The organism is Microbacterium sp. NPDC090281 (genome assembly GCF_044769635.1).
Taxonomy (GTDB): domain Bacteria; phylum Actinomycetota; class Actinomycetes; order Actinomycetales; family Microbacteriaceae; genus Microbacterium.
Map to the genome: position 1 here is coordinate 2,033,098 of NZ_JBIVYH010000001.1, position 22,734 is coordinate 2,055,831.

Genomic DNA, 22,734 nt, shown 5'->3' on the forward strand with positions numbered 1-22,734 from the left:
TCTCGGTGGTCCGATGCGGGTCAGATCAAGGCGGCGATTCCCTTCTCGAGCTGGAGGGCGCCGATCACGAGGAGCAGCGCTGCGTTCAGGACGTGGGTGTTTCCGGCGATCCAGGTCCGCACCCGGTCGAGGAGCGGCTGAGCCTCGGCGCCGCGCACCACCACGTAGAGCACAGGCAGCGCGATGGGAAGAGTGCCGATGATGACGAAGACGACCGCGACCCACAGGCCGGTGGTCTGGCCGACGCCCGACAGGGAGATGTCGAGTGCGGCGAGGATTGCGCACGAGGCATCGACCGGATTCAACACGAAGAGCCCGAGCCCGAGAAGCAGGGTGCGCCCCGGCCGGAAGGATTCCACGGAGTGCAGCCAACCCGGCAGCTGCGGTGAGGCGGCGACGACGTCGCGCGGTGACGATGCCGCTGCCATTCGTGCGATGTGCACGCGTCCCTTGCGGTACACCCAGACGGCGGACCCTATCAGGAACACGCCGAGGATCACACGCACGGTCGGAACCCACAGCGGCGGCTCGCCCAGCTGGTGCACCGCGAGCAGCGGGAACAGCCAGAGACACAGAGCCATGAGCCCGCCCAAGCCGACGAACCACCCCACGAGGTACGTGATGCCGTTCATGCGCGCGTTGCGCGAGAGGAGTACGGCGACAAGCGCCATGATCGCAAGCGGGCTCAGGACGACGCCGAGAGCCACCGGGACCAGAGCGAGTATCAATTCACCCATGTCGTCGTCCCTCCTGTGCGCCGGGCGACCCGGCTGGTGGTGCTTCTAGAAGCTGCCGATGCCCTTGCCGATCATCGACACACCGATCACCAGGAGCAGGACGGCCATGATGACCGCGTTCTCCGCGGCCAGCCAGCCACGCAGGGCATCCAGCGGTGCGCGAAGTCGATCGGCCGCGATGAGGTAGCCGACAACCGGAATCAGCACGGTCGATGAAGCGATGAGGGTGTAGATGACGACCACGACGACGGTCGACCCGGCAGAAAGTGCCGCACCGCCGATGTCGGTGCCCGCTCCCGCCGCCATGATCAGGTTCTTCGGGTTGAGCGCGGACAGGAGGAACCCGAGTCCGAACGCCATCGGGAACGTGACCGTGTCTATGGCCTTCATCCATTTCGGAAGCTCGGCGTCTTCGCCCGCCTTGGGGCGCTTGCGCCATTGCCCGAACGCGAGGAGGAAGAGCAGCAATCCGAGGACGAGTTGCACCACGCCGCGGATGGGGCGGGAAGCGTCTGGGTCGTCTTCCGGGAGCACCGACGACACGAGCGTGAAGACGGTGACGGCGGCGACGATCCCGATGACCCAGCCGAGGAGGAAGCCGACGCTCGTCACGCGTGCCTTCGGCGAGAGCAGCATCAGGATCGCCGCGATGATGGGAATGGGACTGATCGCGACGCCGAGCGCGAGGGGGAGCATCTCCCCGATTGCGGTGCCCATCATCGTCCTCTCTCCGGTGCCGACTCCGACGAGGAGGCGGCCAGTTGCGTGATCGCTTCGCGGTTGGTCGCGTAGACGTCTTCCGATTCGAGCAGCCCGAGATCGGTGAGGCGATGCAGCGTGTTCGGCCGCACCCTGCTGAACGCGAGGGAGACCGACTGACGCGCGAGCCATTCTTTGAGTGCGACGAACGACTCAGCACCCGTGACGTCGACGTCGGTGACGGCCTCCATGTCGACGACGAGATGGCGGACCTTCCCCTCTCCTGCAGAGCGGATGGCCTCTTTCACCGCCGATGAGAAGACAGCACCGTTGGCGAAGAACAGCGGCGCAGCCAGCCGGATCACGATCACACTGGGAGCGGTCACCGTTCCCGCCGGGGCGTCCTCGAGCAGCGATTCGCCGGGATCGCCGCTGGATTCGAGCACGTCGATGGCCGGGTTCGACGCGCGCTTGGCGATGTTGATGAGCGCGAGGACGAATGCCACGAGGATGCCGGGTATCGAGCCGATCAGGAGGGTGACGAGGAAGCAGGTGGCGCCGATGAGGAACTCGAACCGGTCTTTGCGCCACAGATCGATGAAGTCGCGGATACCGAGCAGGGGGATGATGGCCACTCCGACGATCGCACCGATCGCCGGAGATGGGATGTCGGCGAGTAGCGCCGTCCCGAACATGAGCAGCAGCAGGGTGCCTGCCGCGAGGATCAGCGCCGGGAACTGCGTGCGCGAACCCGCCTGGTCCATCGCCGCGGTGCGGGAGGTCGACGAGCCGACGGCGAAGCTGCCCTGTGCGCCGGCGACGATGTTCGACGCGCCGAACGCGAGGAGATCCCGGTTCGCGTGGAACGGGTATCCGTGCTTCTCGGAGTACGACCGCGACACGAGGAGCCCCTCCGCCGTCGTGACGAGCGTCAAAGCGATCGCGGAGGGAATCAGCATGAGCCAGAGGGACCAGTCGATCATCGGCCAGGTGAGCACCGGCGGCCCTGCAGGAACCTCTCCGAGAACGTCGACTCCGCGCTGGTCGAGCCCGGTCAGGACCACGACGAGGGTCGTCGCCACCAGGACGATCAGCGCCCAAGGCACGGCACGGAGCAACCTGCGTCCCAGCAGCAGCACGGTGACCGAGCAGACCGAGATCAGAACAGCCCAGCCGTTGAGTGTCGTGAACCCGCTGACGAGGTCGCCGACCTTGCCGATGAAGTCCTTTCCGGAGTCGATCTTGACGCCGAGCATCTTGGCCACCTGGCTGACCATGATGTCGAGCGCGAGCCCGCCGACGAACCCGACGAGGATCGGCTTGGAGAGGAAGTTGGCGAGGAAGCCGAGCTTGAAGACCGCGAGCAGCAGGAACATGACACCGCAGATGATCGCCTGGGCAAGCGCGAGGGTGGCGTAGTCGGCGCTGCCGGCGGCGGCGAGGCCCCCGATCGAGGAGGCGACGAGTGCGGCGGCCGCGGCATCAGGCGAGGCGACCAGCTGTCGGGAGGAGACGATGAGGGCATAGACGATCGTGGGGACGATCAGTGCGTAGAGACCGGCAGTGGGCGGGAGGCCGGCGATCTGCGCGTAGCCGATGTTCAGAGGGATCGCGATGGCGAGCAGGGTGACCCCCGCGGTGAGTTCCGTGACGAAATTCCGCTTGGTCAATCCCGCGAGTGGACGTTGCACATCGCCTCCATCCGCCAGCGCTCCGGTCGAGCGCTCCCGCCTCCACGATCCCACCGGGAGGGTTCCACGGACCATGTATCGGCCGCAACCTCACCCCTGGTGATTTACCCGGATCATGCGGCACGCAGCGAGACCGTCAGCCTCGGCGGAGGGTGCGGTGCCGGCGAGGTCGCGGCGTCTCGGCAGGCTCAGGTGCCGGAGGCACGGCCGTGCGGTCACCGGAGAGCCATCGCAGCCAGGTGGCATCGGGATCGCCCTCGAAGACGAGCGTCCGGACGAGCAGCGTGAGCGGGATGGAGAGGATCGCACCGAGCGGGCCGATGATGAAGGTCCAGAAGATCACCGAGAAGAAGCTGAGCGTGAGACTGAGATCGACGGCATCGCTGACGAACTTCGGCTGGACGAGCACCTGAAGGACCACGTTCACGACGCAGTACACGGCGATGACACCGAGTAGCAGGGGCCAACCGCCGACGACGAAGGCCAGGATCGCCGGCGGGACGAGGCCCAGGACGAAGCCGATGTTCGGGATGAAGTTCGTGACGAAGGCGAGGATCGCCCACACGACTGGGGCCGGGACTCCCATCCACCAAAGAGCCAGACCGTCGATGATCGCGACGACCGCACCGAAGCTCGCGTTGACGATGTAGTAGCGGCGGACGCCGGTGTTCAGGCGTGAGACCCGTGCGATGACGGCGCCTTTGGTCGCCCCGAAGACTGATGGAGCCTGCCCGTATCGGGCAGCGTCGACGGCCATGAAGATGATGTACGCGCACACGAAGAACAGCGCCGTCGCGACACTCACCACTGTGCCGCCGATGCTGCGGGCGAGCCCGAGCAGCGTCGTGGGATCAAGGACCGAGGCCGCGGCATCCGAGGCCTCCTGGTCCAGGCCCAGGGTCTGCAGCCAGCCGACGAAGTCGTCGACGGTTTTTGCAAGGCCGCCTTCCGAGACGAGATCGCCGATCAGTCGGGCGAACTGCGTGCCGGCGAGCCAGAGCAGCGCCCCCATGATCAAGAGGATCAGGTAGGCGACCACGATGACCGCCGTGGTGCTCGCCCACTGGGGCCAGCCGCGTCGATCGAGTGGACGGCGGAGGGGCTCGCAGATGACCACGATCACGATCGCGAGTGCGATGGGTCCGAAGAGATCCCGCGCGAAGTAGACGCCGGCCAGGGTCACCGCGCTCGCCGCGAGCATGAGCATCACCCGCAGACTGGGGGAGAGCATCCGGTCGGGGGAGCGCTCCGGCGCAGGCGAGGTGGTCACGCGGACAGCGTAGTCGACGAGCTCAGAAGGGCTCAGGAATCACGAGCGGCGGCGATCCCTGCTGCGGCGCGACGACAGCCTTCACCCCGGCGGATTCGAGCGCCTCCGCGACGCCGCGAACCGTGGCTGACACGACCGCGGACCCGTGAAGCGGGTGATGCCAGATCTGGAGCGTGAGCATCCATCTCGTCGGCGAGATCGAGGCGAACGATACCCCTGGATGCTCGCGCGCATGAACCCCTTCGACCGCACCGGCCGCGCGAGAGACGATTGCGACCACATCGTCGACATCGAGACCGTCCGACCGCGCGACTCGGATATCCACGGCGCTGCGCCTCGCGCCGTGACGGGAATCGTTCACCAGAACCCCGGTGAGCAGTGCTGCGTTGGGCACATGCACAGTTCGGCCGTCCACGGTCGACAGGATCACTGCGCGTCCATTGAGCTCCTGGACGACGCCGCGGACCAGTCCGTCCGGACCCTCGATCTCGATCTCCTCGCCGATCTTCACGGACTGGCGGGATTGGATCAGCACCCCGGCCGCGAAGTTGTCAGCGACGCCGCGGAGGACGAGGATCAGGACGACCACGGCGATGGCCGTCATCGCGAGGAGCGGCTGCACATTGGCACCGAGGAAAGCCAGTCCGACACCGATGCCGACCAGGAGCAGGGCGTACTGGGTGAACCGGGCCGCCAGCTGCGCAACGGAGTCGGATATCCCCGGTGTCCGTTTCGTCAGCTTGAGCACGCCCTTGCGGGCGAAGCGGGAGAGCAGCCAGCCGATGAGGATGGACAGCACCGCCAGCACGATCTGCCACGGTGAGAGCCCATCGGGGAACAGGGCATCCAGGGTCACGATCGTCGACCGCTCGGTCGTAGGCTCCTCCACATCATCGCTCCAGGATGCTCGGTGCGCGCTCCCTGCGGGTGCACACCTCATCCCGGCCGGGTGAGCGCGGCGGGCTTGTACCCGACATCGCCCGATGAGGATGAACGCCGCTGGCTAAGAAGGGGGGCAGAGCCCGAAACTGACAGCATGTCGTCGACGTCACCCTCACCCGACCTTCTCACGGCGGCCCGCTCGCATGGGGCGACACGGGAGCGCGCGCGGGAGGCCATCGGGCTCCAGATCTCGATCTTCGCCTTCGTCCTGGCGGGGCTCGTGGCCCTCGTGGTGTTCCGTCTGCATTCGGCACCCATCTCCGGCCCTGATTCGCTCGGGCAGTTCGCGGCTATCGCTTCGGCAGTCACGGCGATCATCGTGTTCGTGCTGGGGCGCATCATCGCCGCCGACCCGGCCAGGCACAAGCGGCTCGGCGTGCTCGACATCATCGACATCGCAGCCTTCGCCTTCGCGCATGCCATGATCGCTCTGCTCGGGTGGACGCTCGCTGCGACGATCATCGAGGCCGGCCTCATCGGGGCGGTCGTGTTCCCTCTGCCGGTCCTGATGCTCGCCGGTGCCGCAGCCGGACTCACGGCGTATGTGACCTACTATTCCGCGACGCACCTGGACCTGCAGCTGCTGGCCACAGTGCTCGCAGTGTTCCTGGTCCTGGGAATCCTGGCGAGCATGCTGACGGCCAGCGATCCGCAATGGTGGAAGGAGAATCTCAGCGCGCTCGGTATGACCGACGACCTCTCGGCACGCGCGTTCAACCTGACGTTGATCGTCGCCGGAATCCTCGTGACGACACTCGCCCGCTACGCGACGAAGGCGATCCCGACGACGCATCCGCGCGGGGTGAGTTCGGTTCGCACCTGTCTCATCATCGTCGGCATCTTCCTCGGGATGGTCGGGGTGTTCCCCGTCGACGAGCACTTCGGGCTCCATACCGGCGTTGCTTCGGGAATGGTGGTCGCCTATGCGGTGCTCGTCATCGCGGTGCGCTGGTGGGTGCCGGGCGTCTCGCGCACGTTCCTGCTGCTGGGGTATGTGTTCACCCTGCTGATCGTCGTGCTGTCGGTGTTCTTCGCCGTCGGCTACTACACGCTCACGGCGGTCGAGTTGGTGGCCGGGACCGTCGTGTTCACCTGGATCATCCTCTTCATCCGCACGGCCGATGCACTCAAACGTGATGCCGGGGCGGGCGCTGTCGAGTAAATATCACCCGGGGGATGCCCTTGAAGGTGTATCCCGCACGCCACTAGCTTTGGTGCCATGTCGCACCCAGTACGCTCGACGAGACCGGGACCCACGGTGCGATTCCGGCCGCCGGCACCCCAGCCCGGTGCCATCCGTCGTGATCGGGTGAGCGCGGCCATAGCCGAGGCCGCTGCGAACGATCCGCTGACCGTGATCAGCGCCCCGAGCGGATTCGGGAAGACGACTTCGGTGGCCGATTGGGCTTCCGGACTCGAGCAAGTGGCGTGGCTCGGACTCAACACGTTCGACTCCGACCCCTCGCGGTTGACCCAGGGCGTCGTGAACGCGCTGCTCACCGGTGCCGAGCGCTCGAGGAGTCTTCTCGACCTTGACCGTGATCTCGACGACCCGTACCGGGCTTATCAGGAGATCTGCAGGGCGCTGGAAGACTCCGACGAGCGCGTACACCTGATCATCGACGATGCGCAGCGAGCCGGGGAGGACTGGCGCAAGGGGCTCCTGGGGATGCTGGCGGAGCAGGCGCCGGAGAGTCTGCGGGTCGTGCTGGTCGGGACGACGCTGCTCGAAGTGACACTCTCGCGACATCGCATCATGCATCCGGATTCTTTCGTCGGCGCCGACATGCTCAGCTTCACAGAAGAGGAGGTGCAGCTGCTGCTCGACAGGGAACCAGTCGATCTTGCCCCGGAGACCATCTTCGAGGAGACGCGGGGATGGCCGATCGCCGTCAGGCTGATGTTGATCGGCGGAGCCAAACCCGATCCGCGTGCGCAGAGCGCCGCAAGCTTCCTCGGCAATTACGTGCGGGAGCACGTGCTCGGAACGCTCCCGCCCGACGTCGCCGACTTCGTTCTCGAGGGGAGCGTCTGCGGTGAGCTGACCCCTGAGCTCGCGGCCGCGGTGACCGGGCGCCCCGATGCCGCCGTGCTGCTGGAGACGTGTGTGCGGCTCGGGCTGTTCCTCGACCGGTTCGAAAGCCCGCACGGAGTCGTGTACCGATGGCACACCTCGTTCGCGAGACGATGCGCCGAGATCCTGGGTATGGACGTAGAGCGCGCTGCTGCGTGCCACCGTCGTGCGGCGGCTGCCCTGGAGTCGACGGACCCGACAGCGTCGATCACTCACTCACTCCGTGCGGGGGAACTCGTCACGGCCCGGGAGACGCTCCTTCGCCACTGGCTCGGACTCGTGGTCGGGTCCAGGGCGGATGAGATCGAGCGCACGGCGATGGAGATGCTGCGCCGCGTCCCCGATGACGCGCAGGTTCTGTTGGTGCGCGCGTGCGCGAGCGACGTGCTCGGTGATCATCGCGTAGCCCGCGAGCTGTTCCGACGTGCCGAGGCGATGGTCGCTCGGACGGCCGACGGTGAGGAGCCAGCGGTGCTGCAGATCGCCCGGCTGTTCATCGCCGACGAGCGCACAGAGGTCGCGAGTGCGAGCGCGAAGGTGCAGCAGATGCTGCTCGACGCGGACTCGACGGAACTCGGCGACAGGGCAGCACTCAACTATCTGCTCGGATGGACCGAGATCCGACACCGCGGCAACCCGATGATCCCGCTGGAGTATTTCTCGGCCGCGGCCAGGGAGGCGCAGAACTCGGGAGATCGTGAGCTGGCGAAGCGGTCGCTGGGGCATCTCGCCTTCGGTCAGACCTGGGCCGGTCGCTTCCTCGAGGCCAGGCAGTCGGTCCTCGCCACCAAGGGAGTGGACGACGTCGGCCTTCCCTGGAGCACGTACGCCGGAGGGAGTGCGGCCGCCGCGGCGGGCTACGTCTCCTATTGGTCGGGTGAGTTCGAGGATGCGATTCGTGAATTCGGCACCGTGATCGCGAACGGCAGTTCCGACCGCTCTTTCACGAGCGTGGCGCGCATGATGATCGCCTACGCCGCTGCGGAGACGGGTGATGTCGCCGCCTGCCGCCGTGCGGCGATCGGCATCCAGGACATCCCGTTGGAGGTCGTGCACGGCGTATCCTGGCCGGCATTCCGGGAATCATCGGTCGCCCTGCTCGAAGAAGCCGTCGGCCGGCAGGATCGGGCGATGCGGATCGCGCGGAAGTACATCCACTGCCCGGACCTGCCCGTCGTCAATGTCGCGCTCGCCGGTGTGCTGCGCCGCGCCGGCGAGTACTCCGCGGCGCTGGAGATGCTGCGATCCCTGCGTGCATTCGGGGAGGTGTCCTACGTGAAGTCCGCGACGCTGATCACCGCAGCCGTGCTGCGCCGTCATGCCGGACATCACGACGAAGCGCACGAACTGTGCGAAGCGGCCGTCGCTGTCTCCTCGGGGGAGAACATCCGCCTTCCCTTCGGGCCGCGCGAGACGGCTGTGCGTAAGCTGCTCGGCGAGCATGTGCATTTCGGCACCCAGTTCGAGGACTTCATCGGCGGGTGTCTCGCGAGCGATGTGGTCGGGTCGGCAGTCGACGCTCTCTCCGACCGGGAGCGCGATGTCTTCCAGCAGCTCCAGACCGCACGCACTCTGCACGAGATCGCTCATGAACTGGACGTGTCGATCAACACCGTGAAGACACACCAACGTGCGATCTACCGCAAGCTCGGGGTGTCGTCACGGCGAGAGGCCGTGCGTACCACCGTCTGATCGCCGATCCGCAGACCGCACCGGTCTCACCGTTGCCGCAGCGCGGAGGAGAGGATCGTGTTCGCGATCGTGGCCGGAATCGGCTGAGTCGTCAGGATGCGGTCTTCACGGCGATCGATGTCGCGGGCGAACCGCTCCACCCAGGTGGGCTCCACCAGGATGAGTGCCGCCAGCGAGCCGATCGGGACGCTCGCCACGAAGTGCCGGGCATCGTCTTCGCACACGAGCCCTGGTGTGTCGAGCGCGAGACCCGCGAGCGTGAACTCATCTCGGTCGACCTCGATCAGGCGGTAGTCCTCGACGCTGAAACGCTGGATCATCAGGAAGTCGAGGAGGCGGATCGCGCCGCTTTCCACCTGCTGCAGCAGCGCCTCGAGAAGGTTCGGGCTGAGGCGGTCGTGCTCGAGACGAACGACGACGAATTCGACGTCGCCGAGCGCCTGCAGGCTCGTCACATCGACCACCTCAGCCACGATGTCAGCTCAGCGCACGCGTCTTGATGGCCGCGAACTCGTCGGGGGTGATGGTTCCCGCGGCCAGCAGCTTGGATGCCTTGTCGATCTCGTCACTGGGACTGGATCCGGCGACGCTGCGGATGTAGGAGTCGGCGGCGTGCTGCTGCTCGCGGTACGACGACACGCTGCGCTCGCCCATGCCTCTGCCGCGCGCGATCAGATACACGAGCGCCGTGAGGAACGGGACGAAGATCAGGAAGATGATCCACACGGCCTTCCACCAGCCGTTCAGGGTGTGATCACGGAACAGGTCGGCGACGATGTTGAAGAGCACCATCAAGTACGACACGAACACGAAGACCCAGAAGAACCACCAGATGATGTCCCAGAAGCTTTCCCAAATGGACACTTCGGACCCCTTTCGTTGAGTTACTGCGTACGGTGATAGTGACAGCGCGCCTCGGGACGCGGGGGAGCCGCTCACCCCGAGCGGGCGACCCCACCCGAGAGGCGGTCACCAGGAACGGGTGAGTGGCCGCCCACCGGATCCATATCGCGACGTAACGTGCAGCCTGTGGATCAGGAGCAGTCCGCGTCGACCGCGGAGCGAGTGAGCAGGCGGGGACCGTCGCGCCTCCTGCGCGTACTGCCCGCGAATCCATTGCTATCCGGCTTCTCGGTCGCGGTCGGCGTTCTGCTGGCGATCGCCCTTGCTGCCACGATCGCCGGCATCTCGACGGTGCTCATCTCGATCTTCCTCGGCATGTTCCTCGCGCTCGGCCTCGATCCAGCCGTTCGCGCCTTCGAGCGACGGGGGATGAGCAGGGCGATGGGCGTGACGATCGTGGCGGTCATGTTCCTCGGCGCGGTGGCGGTGATCCTCCTCGTCCTCGTGCCGGCGACGGTCCGACAGATCGCAGCCGCGGTCGAGGGCGCACCAGAGACCATCGCCGCCATGCAGCAGAGCGACTGGTATCGCGCGCTGGAGGTGAGCCTCGGCGTCGACCTGTCGGCGGTCGTCTCCGAGGGCATCCACTCGCTCACGACGCTCTCTTCCTTCCTCGCGATCTCCGGCGGGGTCCTGAAAGCCGGCTTCGGCATCGTCGGAGCCATCTCGAGCTTCGTCATGGTCGTCGTCCTGACGCTGTACTTCGTGTCGTCGTTGTCGAGCATCAAAGTGGCGTTCGCAAATCTCGTCCCCCAGTACCGGCGGGCGCGGTTCACCGGGGTGCTCGAGGAGATCACGCAGTCGGTCGGCGGCGTCGTGGCCGGCGGAGTGACGCTCTCGCTGATCAATGCGCTGGTCGTTCTCGTGATCCAGCTCGCCGTCGGCTCGTCCGTCCCCGCTGTCATGGCGATCGTCGCGTTCTTCATCACGCTGGTGCCGATGATCGGCTCGCTCGTGTTCCTGGTGATCGGGGCAGTCGCGACACTTTTCGTGAGTCCGACCGCCGCACTCGTCTTCGTGATCGCGTATCTCGTGTACATCCAGGTCGAGGCGTACGTGGTCACGCCGCGGGTCATGGGCAAGGCTGCTGCTGTGCCGGGGGTGCTCGTCATCATCGGGGCGATGATCGGCGCCACGCTGCTCGGGTTGCTCGGCGCGCTGGTCGCGATCCCGTTGACAGCCTCTCTTCTGATCGTCGTCCGCAAAGTCTGGATTCCGCGTCAGAACCGTCAGACCGCGGCGCCGGATGATGAAGCACTCATCCGCTAGGGGTGAGGATGTCGATCGCCTCGGCGACGGCGATGTAAGTATGGGTCGCAGTCGCGGTCCGTGTGCCCCGTGAGAAAGGACAATCCATGAATGACTTCCGTTTCGGCCCCGCCGAGTTCTACCTCGTCGGGTTCGAAGGAGCGCGTCCCGACCCGGCGACCTTTCGCGCACTGACGGACCTCGTCGACACCGGCGTCGTGCGACTGCTCGACTTCGTCGTGCTCGCGAAGTCGGCGACCGGAGAGGTCGAGATCGTCGAACTCGACGATGAGGACGGGATACTCGAGCTCGATGACTTCGAGCCCATCGCGGCGGGTCTCGCCGGCGAGGAAGACGTCGAGGCGCTGGCCGCCTCGCTCGCCCCCGGGCAGTCTGCCGCTCTGGTCGTGCTCGAACTCGCCTTCGCCCGCACACTCGCACAGAATCTCGCCGCCGCCGGCGGGCAGGTGCTCCGCAGCGAGCGCGTGCCGGCACCCGTCGTGAACGCCATGATGGACATCCTCGACCAGGAAGGTGAATGACATGCCCTTGAGAAGATTCGGTCGTCCCGGCCTGATCGGCCTCGCCGCGAGGACCGCCGTCGTCGCAGGCACGGCAAGCGCCGTCGGAGGTGCGATGTCGAGGAATCAGCAGCAGCGTGCGCAGGGTCAATACGAGCAGCAGCAGTACGAGGCCGCGCAGCAGCAGGCGCAGGTCGATGCTGCCGCGCAGAACGCGGCAGCACAGTATTCGTCGCCGCCCCCCGCTGCACCGGCAGCCACCGACGACCTGATCGCGAAGCTGCAGCAGCTCGCGTCGCTCAAAGACTCCGGGGTGCTCTCCGAGACGGAATTCGCCGCGGCGAAGCAGAAGCTCCTGAGCTGACGAGACGGATCGTCCGCGGTGCGGACGATGGCTGAACCCTGTGCCTCGAGGAGGAGAACGAATGAGTGAACTGGAAGACCTGCGTGCCCGCGTCCTCCTCCTCGAGCAGGAGAACGGGAAGCTCAAGAAGCCCCGCCGACCGGTGGGCAGAAGCATCGTCGCCGGAATCGTGCTGACCCTGGCTGTGCTGATGGCTCCGATCGCGGCGATGGGGACCTGGGCTCGTCTGCAGCTGGTCGATGCCGACCGATTCGTCGCTACGTTCGCACCTCTCGCCGAGGATCCCGATGTGCAGGACTTCGTCGCGGATCAGGTCAGCACGGCGATCCAGGAGCAGGTGGATTTCAATGCGATCGTCGGCGAGGTGTTCGACGGAATCCGCGAACTCGATCTTCCGCCCCGCGCCTCGTCCGCCCTCTCGCTGTTGGAGGCTCCGGCGGCCAGCGGACTCACGTCGCTCGTCGACGGCGTGATCCACGACGTCGTGGCATCAGACCAGTTCGCCGACATCTGGGCGCAGTCGCTGCGCTTCACCCATGAACGCGCGGTCGCGATCCTGCAGAACAGCCCGGACGCCGCCTTGCAGCTCGCTGACGACGGAGTGCTGTCCATCGACCTCGGGCAGGTCGTCGACCGCGTCAAAGAGGTGCTGACCGAGCGGGGCGTCGGATTCGCCGATCTGATTCCGGAGATCGACAGATCCGTCCCGATCGCCCAGGCTGATGCTCTGGTCCTGGTGCGCACGATCTACCAGATCGCGGTCGCGGCAGGGTTCTGGCTGCCCTGGGTCGTGCTCGGTCTCGTCGTCGCCGGCGTCCTGATCGCACGGAATCGCACGCGCGCCCTCTTCTGGACCAGCGCCGCGTTCGCCGTCACCTTCCTGCTCCTCTCAGCGGGGATGGGAATCGGAAGGACGTTCTTCATCGGAGCGGTGAGCCCGTCGATCATGCCGGCTGCGGCGGCCCAGTCGCTGTTCGATGAGGTGACGTCTCTGCTGAGCTCGACCATCGTCGCGCTCGCTCTGGTCGGGGTACTCGTCGCCGTCTGGGCCTGGATCGCGGGATCGAGCCGCGGCGCCGTGGCCATCCGCGGAGTCCTGGAGAGCGGGTTCGCCGCGATCCGGAGCACCTGGGAGCGAAGAGGGCTGTCCACCGGACGGTTCGGCCTGGCGGTCGAGCGTTTCCACGGACCGATCTTCATCGTGGGGATGGCACTCGCACTGCTCATCCTCATCACGTCGCGACCAGTCTCGTTCGGCACGGTGTTCGGCGTGACGATCGGCCTCATCGTCTTCGCCATAGTGATCGAGCTGTTGCGGCGTCCGCAGCCGATCGCTGTCGCCGACGTGGCCGAGACCGACGAACCGGAAACGGTGACGGACGACCCCGAGGAGCCGGAGTCGGCAGACGATGACGCTGCAGATGATGAGGCTACGGGCCCGGACACCCGCATCTCCTCGACGACTACTTGATCGGTCGACCGGATCACGCAGGAATGCCCGGAGAGCAGCGCTCCCCGGGCATTCCTGCGTGACGGCTCAGGTACTCGCTGAAGCGGATTCGGGGAACACGCTCGCCCAGTCGTCCTTGACGCTCACCACCGTGTACCCCTTGCCCTCGGCATCGGCGAGAGCCTTCTCCGCACCCGCGTCGTAGGGGATGTCGCCGCGCGACGGGTCGTCGTGGTGGACCAGGATCGCGAAGCCGGGCCGTGGACCGCGGCGTGCGAAATCCATCATGGCCATGTCGCCGTTGGAGTTACCGCCGACGAACAGGGGGCGCCGGCCGATGCGGGTCCAGATGCGGATGGGCTTCTCCGGGCCGTCATCGAAGAAGGCGAGCGACGATGAGTACCGCACGGTCGCGTCGGCCTCGTTCCAGGCGAGCCCGAAGGCGGATCCCACGACGCGCTCCGGCGGGATGCCGTAGTTCGCCTGCGTCATGGGGCGCATGAAGTCACGCTCGCCCCCCGAGACGATGTAGCAGGTGAAACCGTGGAGCTCCAAGTAGCGGAGCAGCTCGACCATGGGCTGGTACACGGTCTCGGAGTAGGGGCGCTTCAGGCTCGGATGCTGCGCTGTGCGGTAGAACTCCTCGACGGAGCGCGCATAGTCCTCCACGCTCATCCCGTCGGTCAGCCCGACGAGCGACTGGATGATGATCTTCAGGTCGGAGTCGTCGCCACGGTAGTGCTTGTCGATCGCGGTGCCCAGCCATCCGAAGTCGCCGCTCACCGCTGCGAGGTAGGGCTGGCGTTCGGCGAGTTCGGGTGTGCGCTCTGCTGCTGCCCGCCACTGCTCCACGACGTAGTGCAGCTGTGTCACCATCGGCTTCTCGGACCACAGGGTGCCGTCGTTGTCGAACACCGCGACGCGCTCCTCTACCGGGACGGCGTCGGGCCCCTCGGTGACGGAGGCTACGAACGCCTCGATGTCTTTCCGGGTGCGGGTGTCACGCCAGGAAGGCAGTGAGGGGTGTGCGGTCATGTCTGATCCTCGGTCTCGTCGAGTGCCGGCAGAAGCTCCAGGGTGGCATTCTCCCGGCGTTGTCGACATGTCTCGGTCACCCCGCGTGGGTGAGTCTCTGGTGGGTCGAGGACCCCGTCCGCGCGGACGGGGTCCTCCTTTCGTGAGCGGGGGTCTCTACTGATGCCGCAGCGCGGCGTTCAGGTGCTCCTCCGGGTCGACCAGGTGGTTGTGATCGTCGGTGCCCAGCGCGACTTCCGCCCAGGAGAGCGTGCCGCTGAATTTGCCACCCCACTCCTTGTAGCCCTCGTACGCCGGCATCCCGGTGTCTTCGCCGGTGTCCATGCCCTCGTCGAACGAGAAGTACAGCGGGTGAGTGTGTTCGACGCGTCCCGAGCCTGCCGCGACGCCATCGATGAACAGCGAGACATCCCCGCCCTTCCCGATCCCGCCACCGTCATAGGCGAACTCCACGCGGACGAGATGATCCCCAGCGCCGATCCGGTTGTCGGAGATCACCGTCGTGCGGACCAGCCCGCAGTAGTTGTAGTGGTATCCGAGCTTCCCGTCCTCCGCGAAGAACGACCAGCCGCCGGTGCGCCCGCCCTGCGCGACGAGCGCGCCCTCGAGCGTGCCGTCCGCGGGGACCGTGATCTGAGAGGTCACCGAGTAGGACCGGTTCTTCACGTTCAATGCGACGTTCTCACCGAGCCGGATCATGCCGGGGTAGAGCCGCAACGAGTCGCCGGTGACCAGGGTCGGCCGGCCGGCGATCGCAGGGTTCATCCGTTCGGCCGCCCGATCGTCGAGCGGGAACACGTTGTGCCGCGCCGCCTCGATCAGGAACATCTGCTGCATCTCCGCCAGCTTCTCGGGGTGCTCGGCCGCCAGGTTGTTCGACTGGGTCCAGTCGACGGAGGTGTCGTACAGTTCCCACACGTCGGCGGAGAAGTCGGGCGCTTTCGAGACGACGTCCCAGGGGGTGCGGTGCTTCGTCTGTGCCGTCCACCCCTTGTGATAGATGCCGCGGTTGCCCATCAGCTCGAAGTACTGCGTGACATGCCGCTCGTCGGCGTCGGGCGCATTGAACGTGTACGCCATCGAGACGCCGTGCATCGGGATCTGGGTGACCCCGTTCACCGTGTGCGGCTCGGCGAGTCCGGCGACATCGAGGATGGTCGGGGCGATGTCGATGACGTGGTGCCACTGGTTGCGGACCTCGCCTGCGCCGTCGATCGCGCTCGGCCAGTGCACGATGGTGCCGTTGCGCGTGCCGCCGTAGTGCGAAGCCACCTGCTTGGTCCACTGATAAGGCGTGCACATCGCATGCGCCCAGGCGACGGAGTAGTGGTTGTACGCCTCCGGGCCGCCGACCTTGTCGAGGTGCTCGTTCCAGAACTCGACGGTCTCGAACTGGCCGCCTCCGTTGGAGGCGGTGGTCAGCATGTAGGCGCCGTTTATGCCGCCTTCCGCGCTCGCCCCGTTGTCGCCGATGATGTAGTAGACAAGGGTCTCATCGAGGATGTCCTGCTCTTCCAACGCGTCGATGACCCGGCCGGTGTGGAAATCGGCGTACTCCAGGAATGCCGCATAGACCTCCATCTGGTGCGCGAGGATCGGCTTCTGCTCCTCCGGTACGTCATCCCACGCCGGCAGACCCTCAGGGCGTTCGGTGAGCTTCGAGTCGGCTGCGATCACTCCGAGCTCCACCTGACGGGCGAACGTCTGCTCGCGCTGCGCATCCCAACCGTGGTCGAACGCGCCCTTGTACTTCGCGATCCAGTCCTTCGGCACGTGATGCGGGGCGTGCGTCGCCCCGGGCGCGAAGTAGATGAAGAACGGCTTGTCCGGGGTCAGGCTCTTCTGCTGCCGCACGTAGTCGATGGTCTTATCTGCCAGGTCGGGCATGAGGTGGTATCCCTCATCCGTCGGTGGCTCGACGGCGGTCACACCATCGACGAGTGCAGGGGTCCACTGGTTGGTCTCCCCGCCGATGAAACCGTAGAACCGCTCGAAGCCCGAGAACGCGGGCCAGTGGTCGAACGGTCCGGTGGGACCGGTCTCCCACACGGGCACCTCATGACACTTGCCGAACTGGGCGGTGTTGTAACCGTTCTGGCGCAGGATCTCCGGCAGCGGCACCGCGGAGTTCGGTCGTGTGGAGCGGTATCCGGGCGAGGGTGTGGCGGTCTCGGTGATGTGCCCCATGCCGACGGCGTGGTGGTTGCGCCCTGAGAGCAGCGCTGCTCGAGTGGGGGAGCACAGTGCGGTGGTGTGGAACCGCGTGTACTTCAGACCGGAGTTCGCGAGGCGTTCCGCTGTCGGCGTGTGGATCGGTCCGCCGAAAGCGCTCGATGCACCGAAGCCGACGTCGTCGAGCAGGATCACCAGAACGTTGGGGGCGCTCTTGGGCGGGCGCTTGGCGACGAGCGGAGGGAAATCGGCCTCCGACTTCTTCGCGTCGAAGACGACCGGTCCCTGATAATCACGGTCGGGAAGCGGCAGGATCGAACCGGGCAGTTCCGCGGTCATGGAAGTTCCTTCTTCTGGTGGGGTGGCTTCGTGGGGATACGGGATCGAGCGGATGCACCGATGCCGGGCACGGGGATCGGATCGCTCCCTGCCCGTGCCCGGCATCGAAGTGCGCTGGTTACTGTGCGCCGCCGAGGTCGTGGATGAGCTCCTTCTCGTCTTCGGCGGAGAGGGAGGTCTGCACGACGGTGCCGTTGAAAGGCGCGAGCGCGGCAGCGAACTTGTCCTCCGTGATCTTCGTCGCGTACACGACGACGGCCGACTTCCCGGCGGAGACCGTGCTCTTCACGCGGTCGCGGAACTCCGCATCGATGCCGGACTTGTCGAGCCCGGCGAACAGTGCTCCGAAGAGGCCGCCGAAGAGGAGACCCGCGATCGGCACGAAGAACAGCAGGCCGATGAGCACGCCGAAGAGCGCTCCGCCTGCGGCGCCAACGCCCACGTTGCCCGCGGCACCGGGGTACTCGACCTTCGTCTTGCCCTTCTCATCGACCTTCACGAGCGCGAGACCTGCAAGCTCGACGACGAGGTCGTTCTGCAGGGACAGGATCTCGTCGTAGGCGCCTTCTGCTTGAGGCTCGGTGTCGAAGGAGATGACGATCAGTTCGGCCATGGGGCGACTTCCCTTGTTCAGGGCTGAGTCGACCACCCTCAGCCGTGTGCGACAGGAGGCCACTCCACGGTGGCTCCCGCTTCAGGTCAGGCTAACTGCGGCGCTCCAGCGAAACGCGGGTGCGGTCAGGAATTCACCCGGGGTACCTTCGTCCGCCACCACGCGGGAATTGATGCAGAGGCCGACCTGTGGAGATAATGCGGTGATCACTGCGCCGTTGCGCTTGTGAAGCACAAGCAGCGGAAGAGGCGCGATGGCCACTGATGAGAGCGAACTGACTTCTGCGACGACCGTTCGGCGGCTCGTCGTCCTCTCGCTGCCAGCGGTCATCATCGGGGTCGTCTCCGCGCTGATCCTGTTCGTGGTCGAGGAACTGGCGCTGGTCCTCCAGAATGCGCTGTGGCAGGGACTCCCGCACGCGGCCGGCTTCGATCCCGACTCGGCGTGGTGGATCTTCACGGTTCTCACGCTCACCGGACTCGCCGTGGGGATCGCGATCTGGTTGCTTCCGGGGCACGGCGGGCGGGACTCAGCCCTCACCGAGCTCATCGCGCCGCCCCTTCCTCTGAGCGCACTGCCCTCTCTCGCCCTGGTCGCCGTGCTCGCGCTCGCCGGAGGGGTGAGCCTGGGACCGGAGAGCCCGATCATCGCGATCAACACCGGCATCCTCGTCGCCGTCTTCGCCAGGTTCTGGCCGGGAGTCTCCGGGCAGCTGATCGTGCTCATCACCGCGGCAGCGACGATCGGCGCGCTGTTCGGCACGCCCGTTGCCGCCGCCCTCGTGTTCACCGGTGTCGTGGGGGCGATGGCCGGTGGTCAGGCTCTCTGGGACAAGCTCTTCCTCCCGCTGCTCGCCGCCGGTGCCGGTGCGGTCACGATGTCGCTGCTGACTCAACCGTCGTTCGCGGTACCGATGCCGTCGTACGACAGCATCGCCGCCATCGACCTGCTCAGTGCCACCGTCATCGCGGTCTTCGCCGCGCTTCTCGGTATCGGCGCTGCTGCCGTCTTCCCGCTCATGCATCGCACGTTCCGGCTGCTGCGGAACCCGGTGCTGTACGTGACTCTCGGTGGCATGGTCCTCGGGGTACTGGGAATTATCGGGGGGCCGATCACCCTGTTCAAGGGTTTGGAGCAGACAGCCACCCTCGTCATGGACCGCGACGACTACGACTCTGGGCAGCTCTTCATCATCGTCGCGGTGAAGATCGTCGCCCTTGTCATCGCGGCGGCAGCGGGCTTCCGGGGTGGCCGGATCTTCCCCGCCGTGTTCATCGGCACGGCGATCGGGGTTCTCGCCAATGCCCTCGTCCCTGGCGTCCCCATCGTCGTGGCGATCGCGGGAGGAGTGCTCGGCATGGTGCTCGCGATCTCCCGCGACGGGTGGATCGCCCTGTTCATCGCGGTCGCGGTGACGGGAAGCGTGACGGTGCTGGCAGTGCTCTGCATCGCGATTCTCCCCACCTGGCTCCTCGTCTCCCGGGCGCCCGAGATGCTCGTGCGGGCGCCTGCCGAACATGCAGCTGATGCCTGAGTGCCCCGAGCACATGTGTGGAATCGCAGGAGCGGGACTGGTCGAACGTCGGTAGCGCTAGCCCGCTTCCGTTGCAAGAGTGGCGTGACGCGATAAGCGAAGCGAAAGGTTCCGGACATGAGCACTCCCTCCGCCGACGAGCAGCCGATCTTCACGAGGGCGGGGGAGGCGACGCTCACCTCGCGTCATGTGATCCCCGCCGGCGAGTCGCTCCCTGAGACGGCGAAGCAGATCGTGGAGGACGAGACGATCCTCGACGGCAACGCGCGGTTGAACCTCGCGACGTTCGTGAGCACCTGGATGGACGACGACGCCAAGCAGGTCTATGCCGCATCGTTCGACAAGAACATGATCGACAAGGATGAGTACCCGCAGACGGCGGCGATCGAGGAGAACTGCTGGCACATGCTGGCGAATCTCTGGAACGCGCCGGATGCGGAGAAGAGCATCGGCACCTCGACGATCGGCTCGTCGGAGGCGTGCATGTTGGGTGGCCTCGCGTTCAAGCGGCGGTGGCAGCAGGCGAGGCGTGCGGCGGGGAAGGATGCTTCGAGCCCGAACCTCGTGATGTCGTCTGCGGTGCAGGTGTGCTGGGAGAAGTTCTGCAACTACTTCGACGTCGAGCCGCGGTACGTGCCGATCAGTGCGGAGCACAAGACGCTCGACGGGCATGATCTGGCGAAGTACGTCGATGAGAACACCATCGGCGTGGTCGCGATTATGGGAGTGACCTATACCGGCATGTACGAGCCGGTGGCCGAGATCGCCGCAGCTCTGGACGAGATCCAGAAGACCACGGGGCTAGACATCCCCATCCACGTCGACGGTGCCTCCGGAGCGATGATCGCGCCGTTCCTGCAGCCCGATGTGGTGTGGGACTTCCGGCTCGAGCGGGTGCATTCGATCAGCACGTCGGGGCACAAGTACGGGCTCGTATATCCCGGGCTCGGGTGGGTGGTCTGGCGCGACGCGCAGTGGCTGCCGGAGGATCTGGTGTTCAAGGTGAGCTATCTCGGTGGCGAGATGCCCACGTTCGCCCTGAACTTCTCCCGTCCTGGCGCGCAGGTGGTGCTCCAGTACTACCTGTTCCTGCGGCTGGGGTTCGAGGGGTACCGGGCCGTGCAGCAGACGTCGCAGGACGTCGCGAAGTTCCTCTCCGCGGGAATCGGCAAGCTCGACGCCTTCGAGCTGTGGAATGACGGCAGTGACATCCCGGTGTTCGCCTGGCGGCTCATCGAGGGACACACGAAGAATTGGACGCTCTACGACCTGCAGGATCGGCTGCGGATGAAGGGCTGGCTCATCCCCGCCTACCCGATGCCGGCCGACCTCGAGCAGATCACGGTGCAGCGCATCGTCGTCCGCAACGGGCTGAGCATGGACCTCGCGGCCGACCTGCTGCAGGCGATCGAGACCGAGGTCGCGTACCTCGACGCGCTCGAATCGCCCATGCCCGCCGAGAAGCCCCAATCGGCCTTCCACCACTGAGCGGATCGACCATGTCCGCCTCGGGTGCAGGCAGGAGGGCCCTATGCCGTCACCGTCTGTGCGGCGGGCAGGCGGATGTCGAAGCGTGAGCCTACGTTCGCCTGGTGGGCGCTGATCACGCCGTCGTGCGCCTCCACGATGCCGCGGGCGATCGCGAGACCGAGTCCTGCACCGCTCGCGCCATGGATTCCGGTGCCAGGGGTCCTGGCGTCGGTGCCGCGCCATCCGGGTTCGAACACACGGTCGAGGTCGGCCTGGGCGATGCCGGTTCCCGAGTCCTCCACCGACAGCAGCATCACCTCGTTCTCGCGTGCAGTGCTGATGCGGATTGTCCCACCGCTCGGGGTGTGCTCGATCGCGTTCGCGAGGAGGTTCATCATCACGCGCGCAAGCTCCCTGGCATCGCCGACGATCGTGTGATCGGGGCTCGTGAGCTCGACCAGCGCGATGCTCCGCGCATGGGCGACGGGTGCCAGCTCGGCGACGGCGTCGCTGACCAGGTCGTGGAGCGACATCGGCTCCGGGTGGAGCACGAGAGTACCGGAGGTGATCTTGGAGAGCTGGAAGAGGCTGTCCACCAGATCGGTCATGTGGTCGACCTGACGGCGCATCTGGCGATGGAATCTCGCCGGATCATCGGCCATCCCGTCGTCGAGGGCTTCCGTCATCGCCCGCAGACCGGCGAGCGGGCTGCGCAGGTCGTGCGAGATCCAAGCGATCAGCTCGCGCCGGGAGCGGTCGAGGAGCTGCACCTCGTCCCTCGCGGCGGCGAGTCGCTCACTGGTGGTGACGAGCTCTTCGGCCACACGGGCGAAGTCGGCATTCACGGCGATCGCGCCGGTCGTGTCGAGGCGTTCGCCGTCGCCCACCGAGTGCGTCAGCTTCTGGAGGGAGCGGACGCCCCGCAGCAACTGCATGGCGAGCAGCACGGCCACGCCGAGCGCCACGACGGCTGAGATCACGGTCACCACCACGACCACGAGGAGGTCGTGGCGGGAGATGTACATGGCCTCGGCGACAGCGAGCACCCCGGTAGCGAAGGCGAGAACCACCGCCAGGATGACGACGCACAGCTGCACCACGAGCGAGCGGCGACGAAGCAGCCACAGCGCGATCACACCGAACACACCGACCAGCAGTGCGCAGATCAGGGCGATACCGGCGATCGCCGCGACATCGGCGGCGGGCATCAGGCGGGCTCCAGCTCGAGGCGGTAGCCGACGCCCCACACGGTGACGAGTACCGTCGGGTTGCCAGGGTCCTCCTCGATCTTCTCGCGCAGGCGACGCGTCGTGACGGTCACCGTCGACAGATCGCCGATCTCCCAGCCCCAGACACTTCGCAGCAGAGTCGGCCGGTCGAAAGTCTGCCGAGGGTGCTTGAGGAGGAACGCGAAGAGATCGAACTCACGCACCGACAGCTCGAGCGGAGCACCATGCTTGGTCGCGATGCGGGCAGAGGGATCGAGATGGAAGGGGCCGATCTGGAACGGCGCCTCGCGCGCGAACTCCGGGAGGCTCCTGCGCAGTACCGAGTTGACGCGCAGCACCAGCTCCTTGGGGGAGAACGGCTTGACGACGTAGTCATCCGCTCCCGCCTCCAGGCCGTCGATGCGGTCGTCCTCGGAGCCGAGCGCTGTGAGCATGATGATCGGCACGGAGGAGTCGGCGCGGATGCGACGGCACACCTCGGCGCCGTCGATGCCCGGCAGCATCCGGTCGAGCACGACGAGGTCCGGTGCACCGGCGGAGACGGCGGCGAGTCCGGCGAAACTGTCTGTGGCGATGTCCACGATGTACGAGGCGGCCTGCAGGTAGGTGCGCACGATCTCGGAGACGGTCGCATCGTCTTCGATCACGAGGACGCGACGATCCGCGAGCTCGGGGGAGTCGGACAGCGGCTGGACCATGCTCCCATCGTAGGTTCGAGGGTGCTCTTCCTCGCGGGGAATCCGGCCGTTCC

Annotated in this window: 20 protein-coding genes; 8 read left to right on the forward strand and 12 right to left on the reverse strand. The window is 66.4% G+C overall.

What is annotated here, in order from left to right; translation table 11 throughout:
* Positions 1–20: 20 nt before the first annotated feature.
* The 5 genes from ACIQTX_RS09755 to ACIQTX_RS09775 form a co-directional block, all read right to left on the reverse strand.
* A complete protein-coding gene (locus ACIQTX_RS09755; protein ID WP_402971704.1) occupies positions 21–737 on the reverse strand; it encodes a GAP family protein in 717 nt (238 codons plus the stop codon).
* 45 nt (positions 738–782) lie between these two features.
* Positions 783–1,454: a GAP family protein gene (locus ACIQTX_RS09760; protein ID WP_105527862.1), complete on the reverse strand. Its 672-nt coding sequence runs from the start codon at positions 1,452–1,454 to the stop codon at positions 783–785.
* Positions 1,454–3,106, reverse strand: coding sequence for a SulP family inorganic anion transporter (locus ACIQTX_RS09765; RefSeq protein ID WP_402971707.1), 1,653 nt, complete (start codon positions 3,104–3,106; stop codon positions 1,454–1,456). The genes ACIQTX_RS09760 and ACIQTX_RS09765 overlap by 1 nt, the downstream gene beginning before the upstream one ends.
* A gap of 157 nt (positions 3,107–3,263) precedes the next feature.
* Positions 3,264–4,397, reverse strand: a complete 1,134-nt coding sequence (locus tag ACIQTX_RS09770; protein WP_402971709.1) for an AI-2E family transporter — start codon at positions 4,395–4,397, stop codon at positions 3,264–3,266.
* Positions 4,398–4,419: 22 nt separating this feature from the next.
* Positions 4,420–5,286, reverse strand: a complete 867-nt coding sequence (locus ACIQTX_RS09775; protein ID WP_402971711.1) for a mechanosensitive ion channel family protein — start codon at positions 5,284–5,286, stop codon at positions 4,420–4,422.
* Between the two features lie 147 nt (positions 5,287–5,433).
* On the opposite strand from ACIQTX_RS09775, the gene ACIQTX_RS09780 reads away from it, so the two are divergent.
* Positions 5,434–6,501 (forward strand): DUF998 domain-containing protein, encoded by a 1,068-nt coding sequence (locus ACIQTX_RS09780; protein WP_402971713.1) that lies wholly within the window; start codon positions 5,434–5,436, stop codon positions 6,499–6,501.
* Positions 6,502–6,558: 57 nt separating this feature from the next.
* On the forward strand, positions 6,559–9,105 hold the full coding sequence (locus ACIQTX_RS09785) for a LuxR C-terminal-related transcriptional regulator (protein ID WP_402971715.1): 2,547 nt from the start codon (positions 6,559–6,561) through the stop codon (positions 9,103–9,105).
* A 26-nt stretch (positions 9,106–9,131) separates the two neighbouring features.
* Here ACIQTX_RS09785 and ACIQTX_RS09790 read toward each other — a convergent pair whose 3' ends face one another.
* Positions 9,132–9,578, reverse strand: a complete 447-nt coding sequence (locus tag ACIQTX_RS09790; RefSeq protein WP_402971717.1) for a DUF6325 family protein — start codon at positions 9,576–9,578, stop codon at positions 9,132–9,134.
* A 4-nt stretch (positions 9,579–9,582) separates the two neighbouring features.
* The gene (locus ACIQTX_RS09795; RefSeq protein WP_105527857.1) at positions 9,583–9,969 is read right to left on the reverse strand and encodes an SHOCT domain-containing protein; all 387 of its coding nucleotides are present in this window, start codon (positions 9,967–9,969) and stop codon (positions 9,583–9,585) included.
* A gap of 165 nt (positions 9,970–10,134) precedes the next feature.
* On the opposite strand from ACIQTX_RS09795, the gene ACIQTX_RS09800 reads away from it, so the two are divergent.
* From ACIQTX_RS09800 to ACIQTX_RS09815, 4 genes are all read left to right on the forward strand, one after another.
* Complete coding sequence (locus ACIQTX_RS09800; protein WP_402971719.1) at positions 10,135–11,277, forward strand: AI-2E family transporter; 1,143 nt, start codon at positions 10,135–10,137, stop codon at positions 11,275–11,277.
* Positions 11,278–11,363: 86 nt separating this feature from the next.
* Positions 11,364–11,798, forward strand: coding sequence for a DUF6325 family protein (locus tag ACIQTX_RS09805; protein WP_402971721.1), 435 nt, complete (start codon positions 11,364–11,366; stop codon positions 11,796–11,798).
* 1 nt (position 11,799) lies between these two features.
* Positions 11,800–12,141 carry an SHOCT domain-containing protein gene (locus ACIQTX_RS09810; protein WP_402971723.1) on the forward strand — a complete coding sequence of 114 codons (342 nt, stop codon included), beginning with the start codon at positions 11,800–11,802 and terminating at the stop codon, positions 12,139–12,141.
* Positions 12,142–12,202: 61 nt separating this feature from the next.
* Positions 12,203–13,612: a hypothetical protein gene (locus ACIQTX_RS09815; protein ID WP_402971725.1), complete on the forward strand. Its 1,410-nt coding sequence runs from the start codon at positions 12,203–12,205 to the stop codon at positions 13,610–13,612.
* A gap of 66 nt (positions 13,613–13,678) precedes the next feature.
* Here ACIQTX_RS09815 and ACIQTX_RS09820 read toward each other — a convergent pair whose 3' ends face one another.
* From ACIQTX_RS09820 to ACIQTX_RS09830, 3 genes are all read right to left on the reverse strand, one after another.
* Complete coding sequence (locus ACIQTX_RS09820; protein WP_402971727.1) at positions 13,679–14,626, reverse strand: HAD family hydrolase; 948 nt, start codon at positions 14,624–14,626, stop codon at positions 13,679–13,681.
* Positions 14,627–14,782: 156 nt separating this feature from the next.
* Positions 14,783–17,137: an arylsulfatase gene (locus tag ACIQTX_RS09825; RefSeq protein ID WP_402971729.1), complete on the reverse strand. Its 2,355-nt coding sequence runs from the start codon at positions 17,135–17,137 to the stop codon at positions 14,783–14,785.
* A gap of 118 nt (positions 17,138–17,255) precedes the next feature.
* Positions 17,256–17,750: a DUF1269 domain-containing protein gene (locus tag ACIQTX_RS09830; RefSeq protein ID WP_028502914.1), complete on the reverse strand. Its 495-nt coding sequence runs from the start codon at positions 17,748–17,750 to the stop codon at positions 17,256–17,258.
* A 253-nt stretch (positions 17,751–18,003) separates the two neighbouring features.
* Between ACIQTX_RS09830 and ACIQTX_RS09835 the strand changes: the two genes are divergently transcribed.
* On the forward strand, positions 18,004–19,284 hold the full coding sequence (locus tag ACIQTX_RS09835; RefSeq protein ID WP_402971732.1) for an ion channel protein: 1,281 nt from the start codon (positions 18,004–18,006) through the stop codon (positions 19,282–19,284).
* A gap of 117 nt (positions 19,285–19,401) precedes the next feature.
* Positions 19,402–20,772, forward strand: a complete 1,371-nt coding sequence (locus ACIQTX_RS09840; RefSeq protein WP_402971734.1) for a glutamate decarboxylase — start codon at positions 19,402–19,404, stop codon at positions 20,770–20,772.
* Positions 20,773–20,813: 41 nt separating this feature from the next.
* Here the strand turns inward: ACIQTX_RS09840 and ACIQTX_RS09845 are convergent, their stop codons facing one another.
* Complete coding sequence (locus ACIQTX_RS09845) at positions 20,814–21,962, reverse strand: sensor histidine kinase (protein ID WP_402971736.1); 1,149 nt, start codon at positions 21,960–21,962, stop codon at positions 20,814–20,816.
* Positions 21,962–22,681 carry a response regulator transcription factor gene (locus ACIQTX_RS09850; RefSeq protein ID WP_402971738.1) on the reverse strand — a complete coding sequence of 240 codons (720 nt, stop codon included), beginning with the start codon at positions 22,679–22,681 and terminating at the stop codon, positions 21,962–21,964. Before ACIQTX_RS09850 ends, ACIQTX_RS09845 begins: the two co-directional genes overlap by 1 nt.
* Between the last annotated feature and the right edge of the window lie 53 nt (positions 22,682–22,734).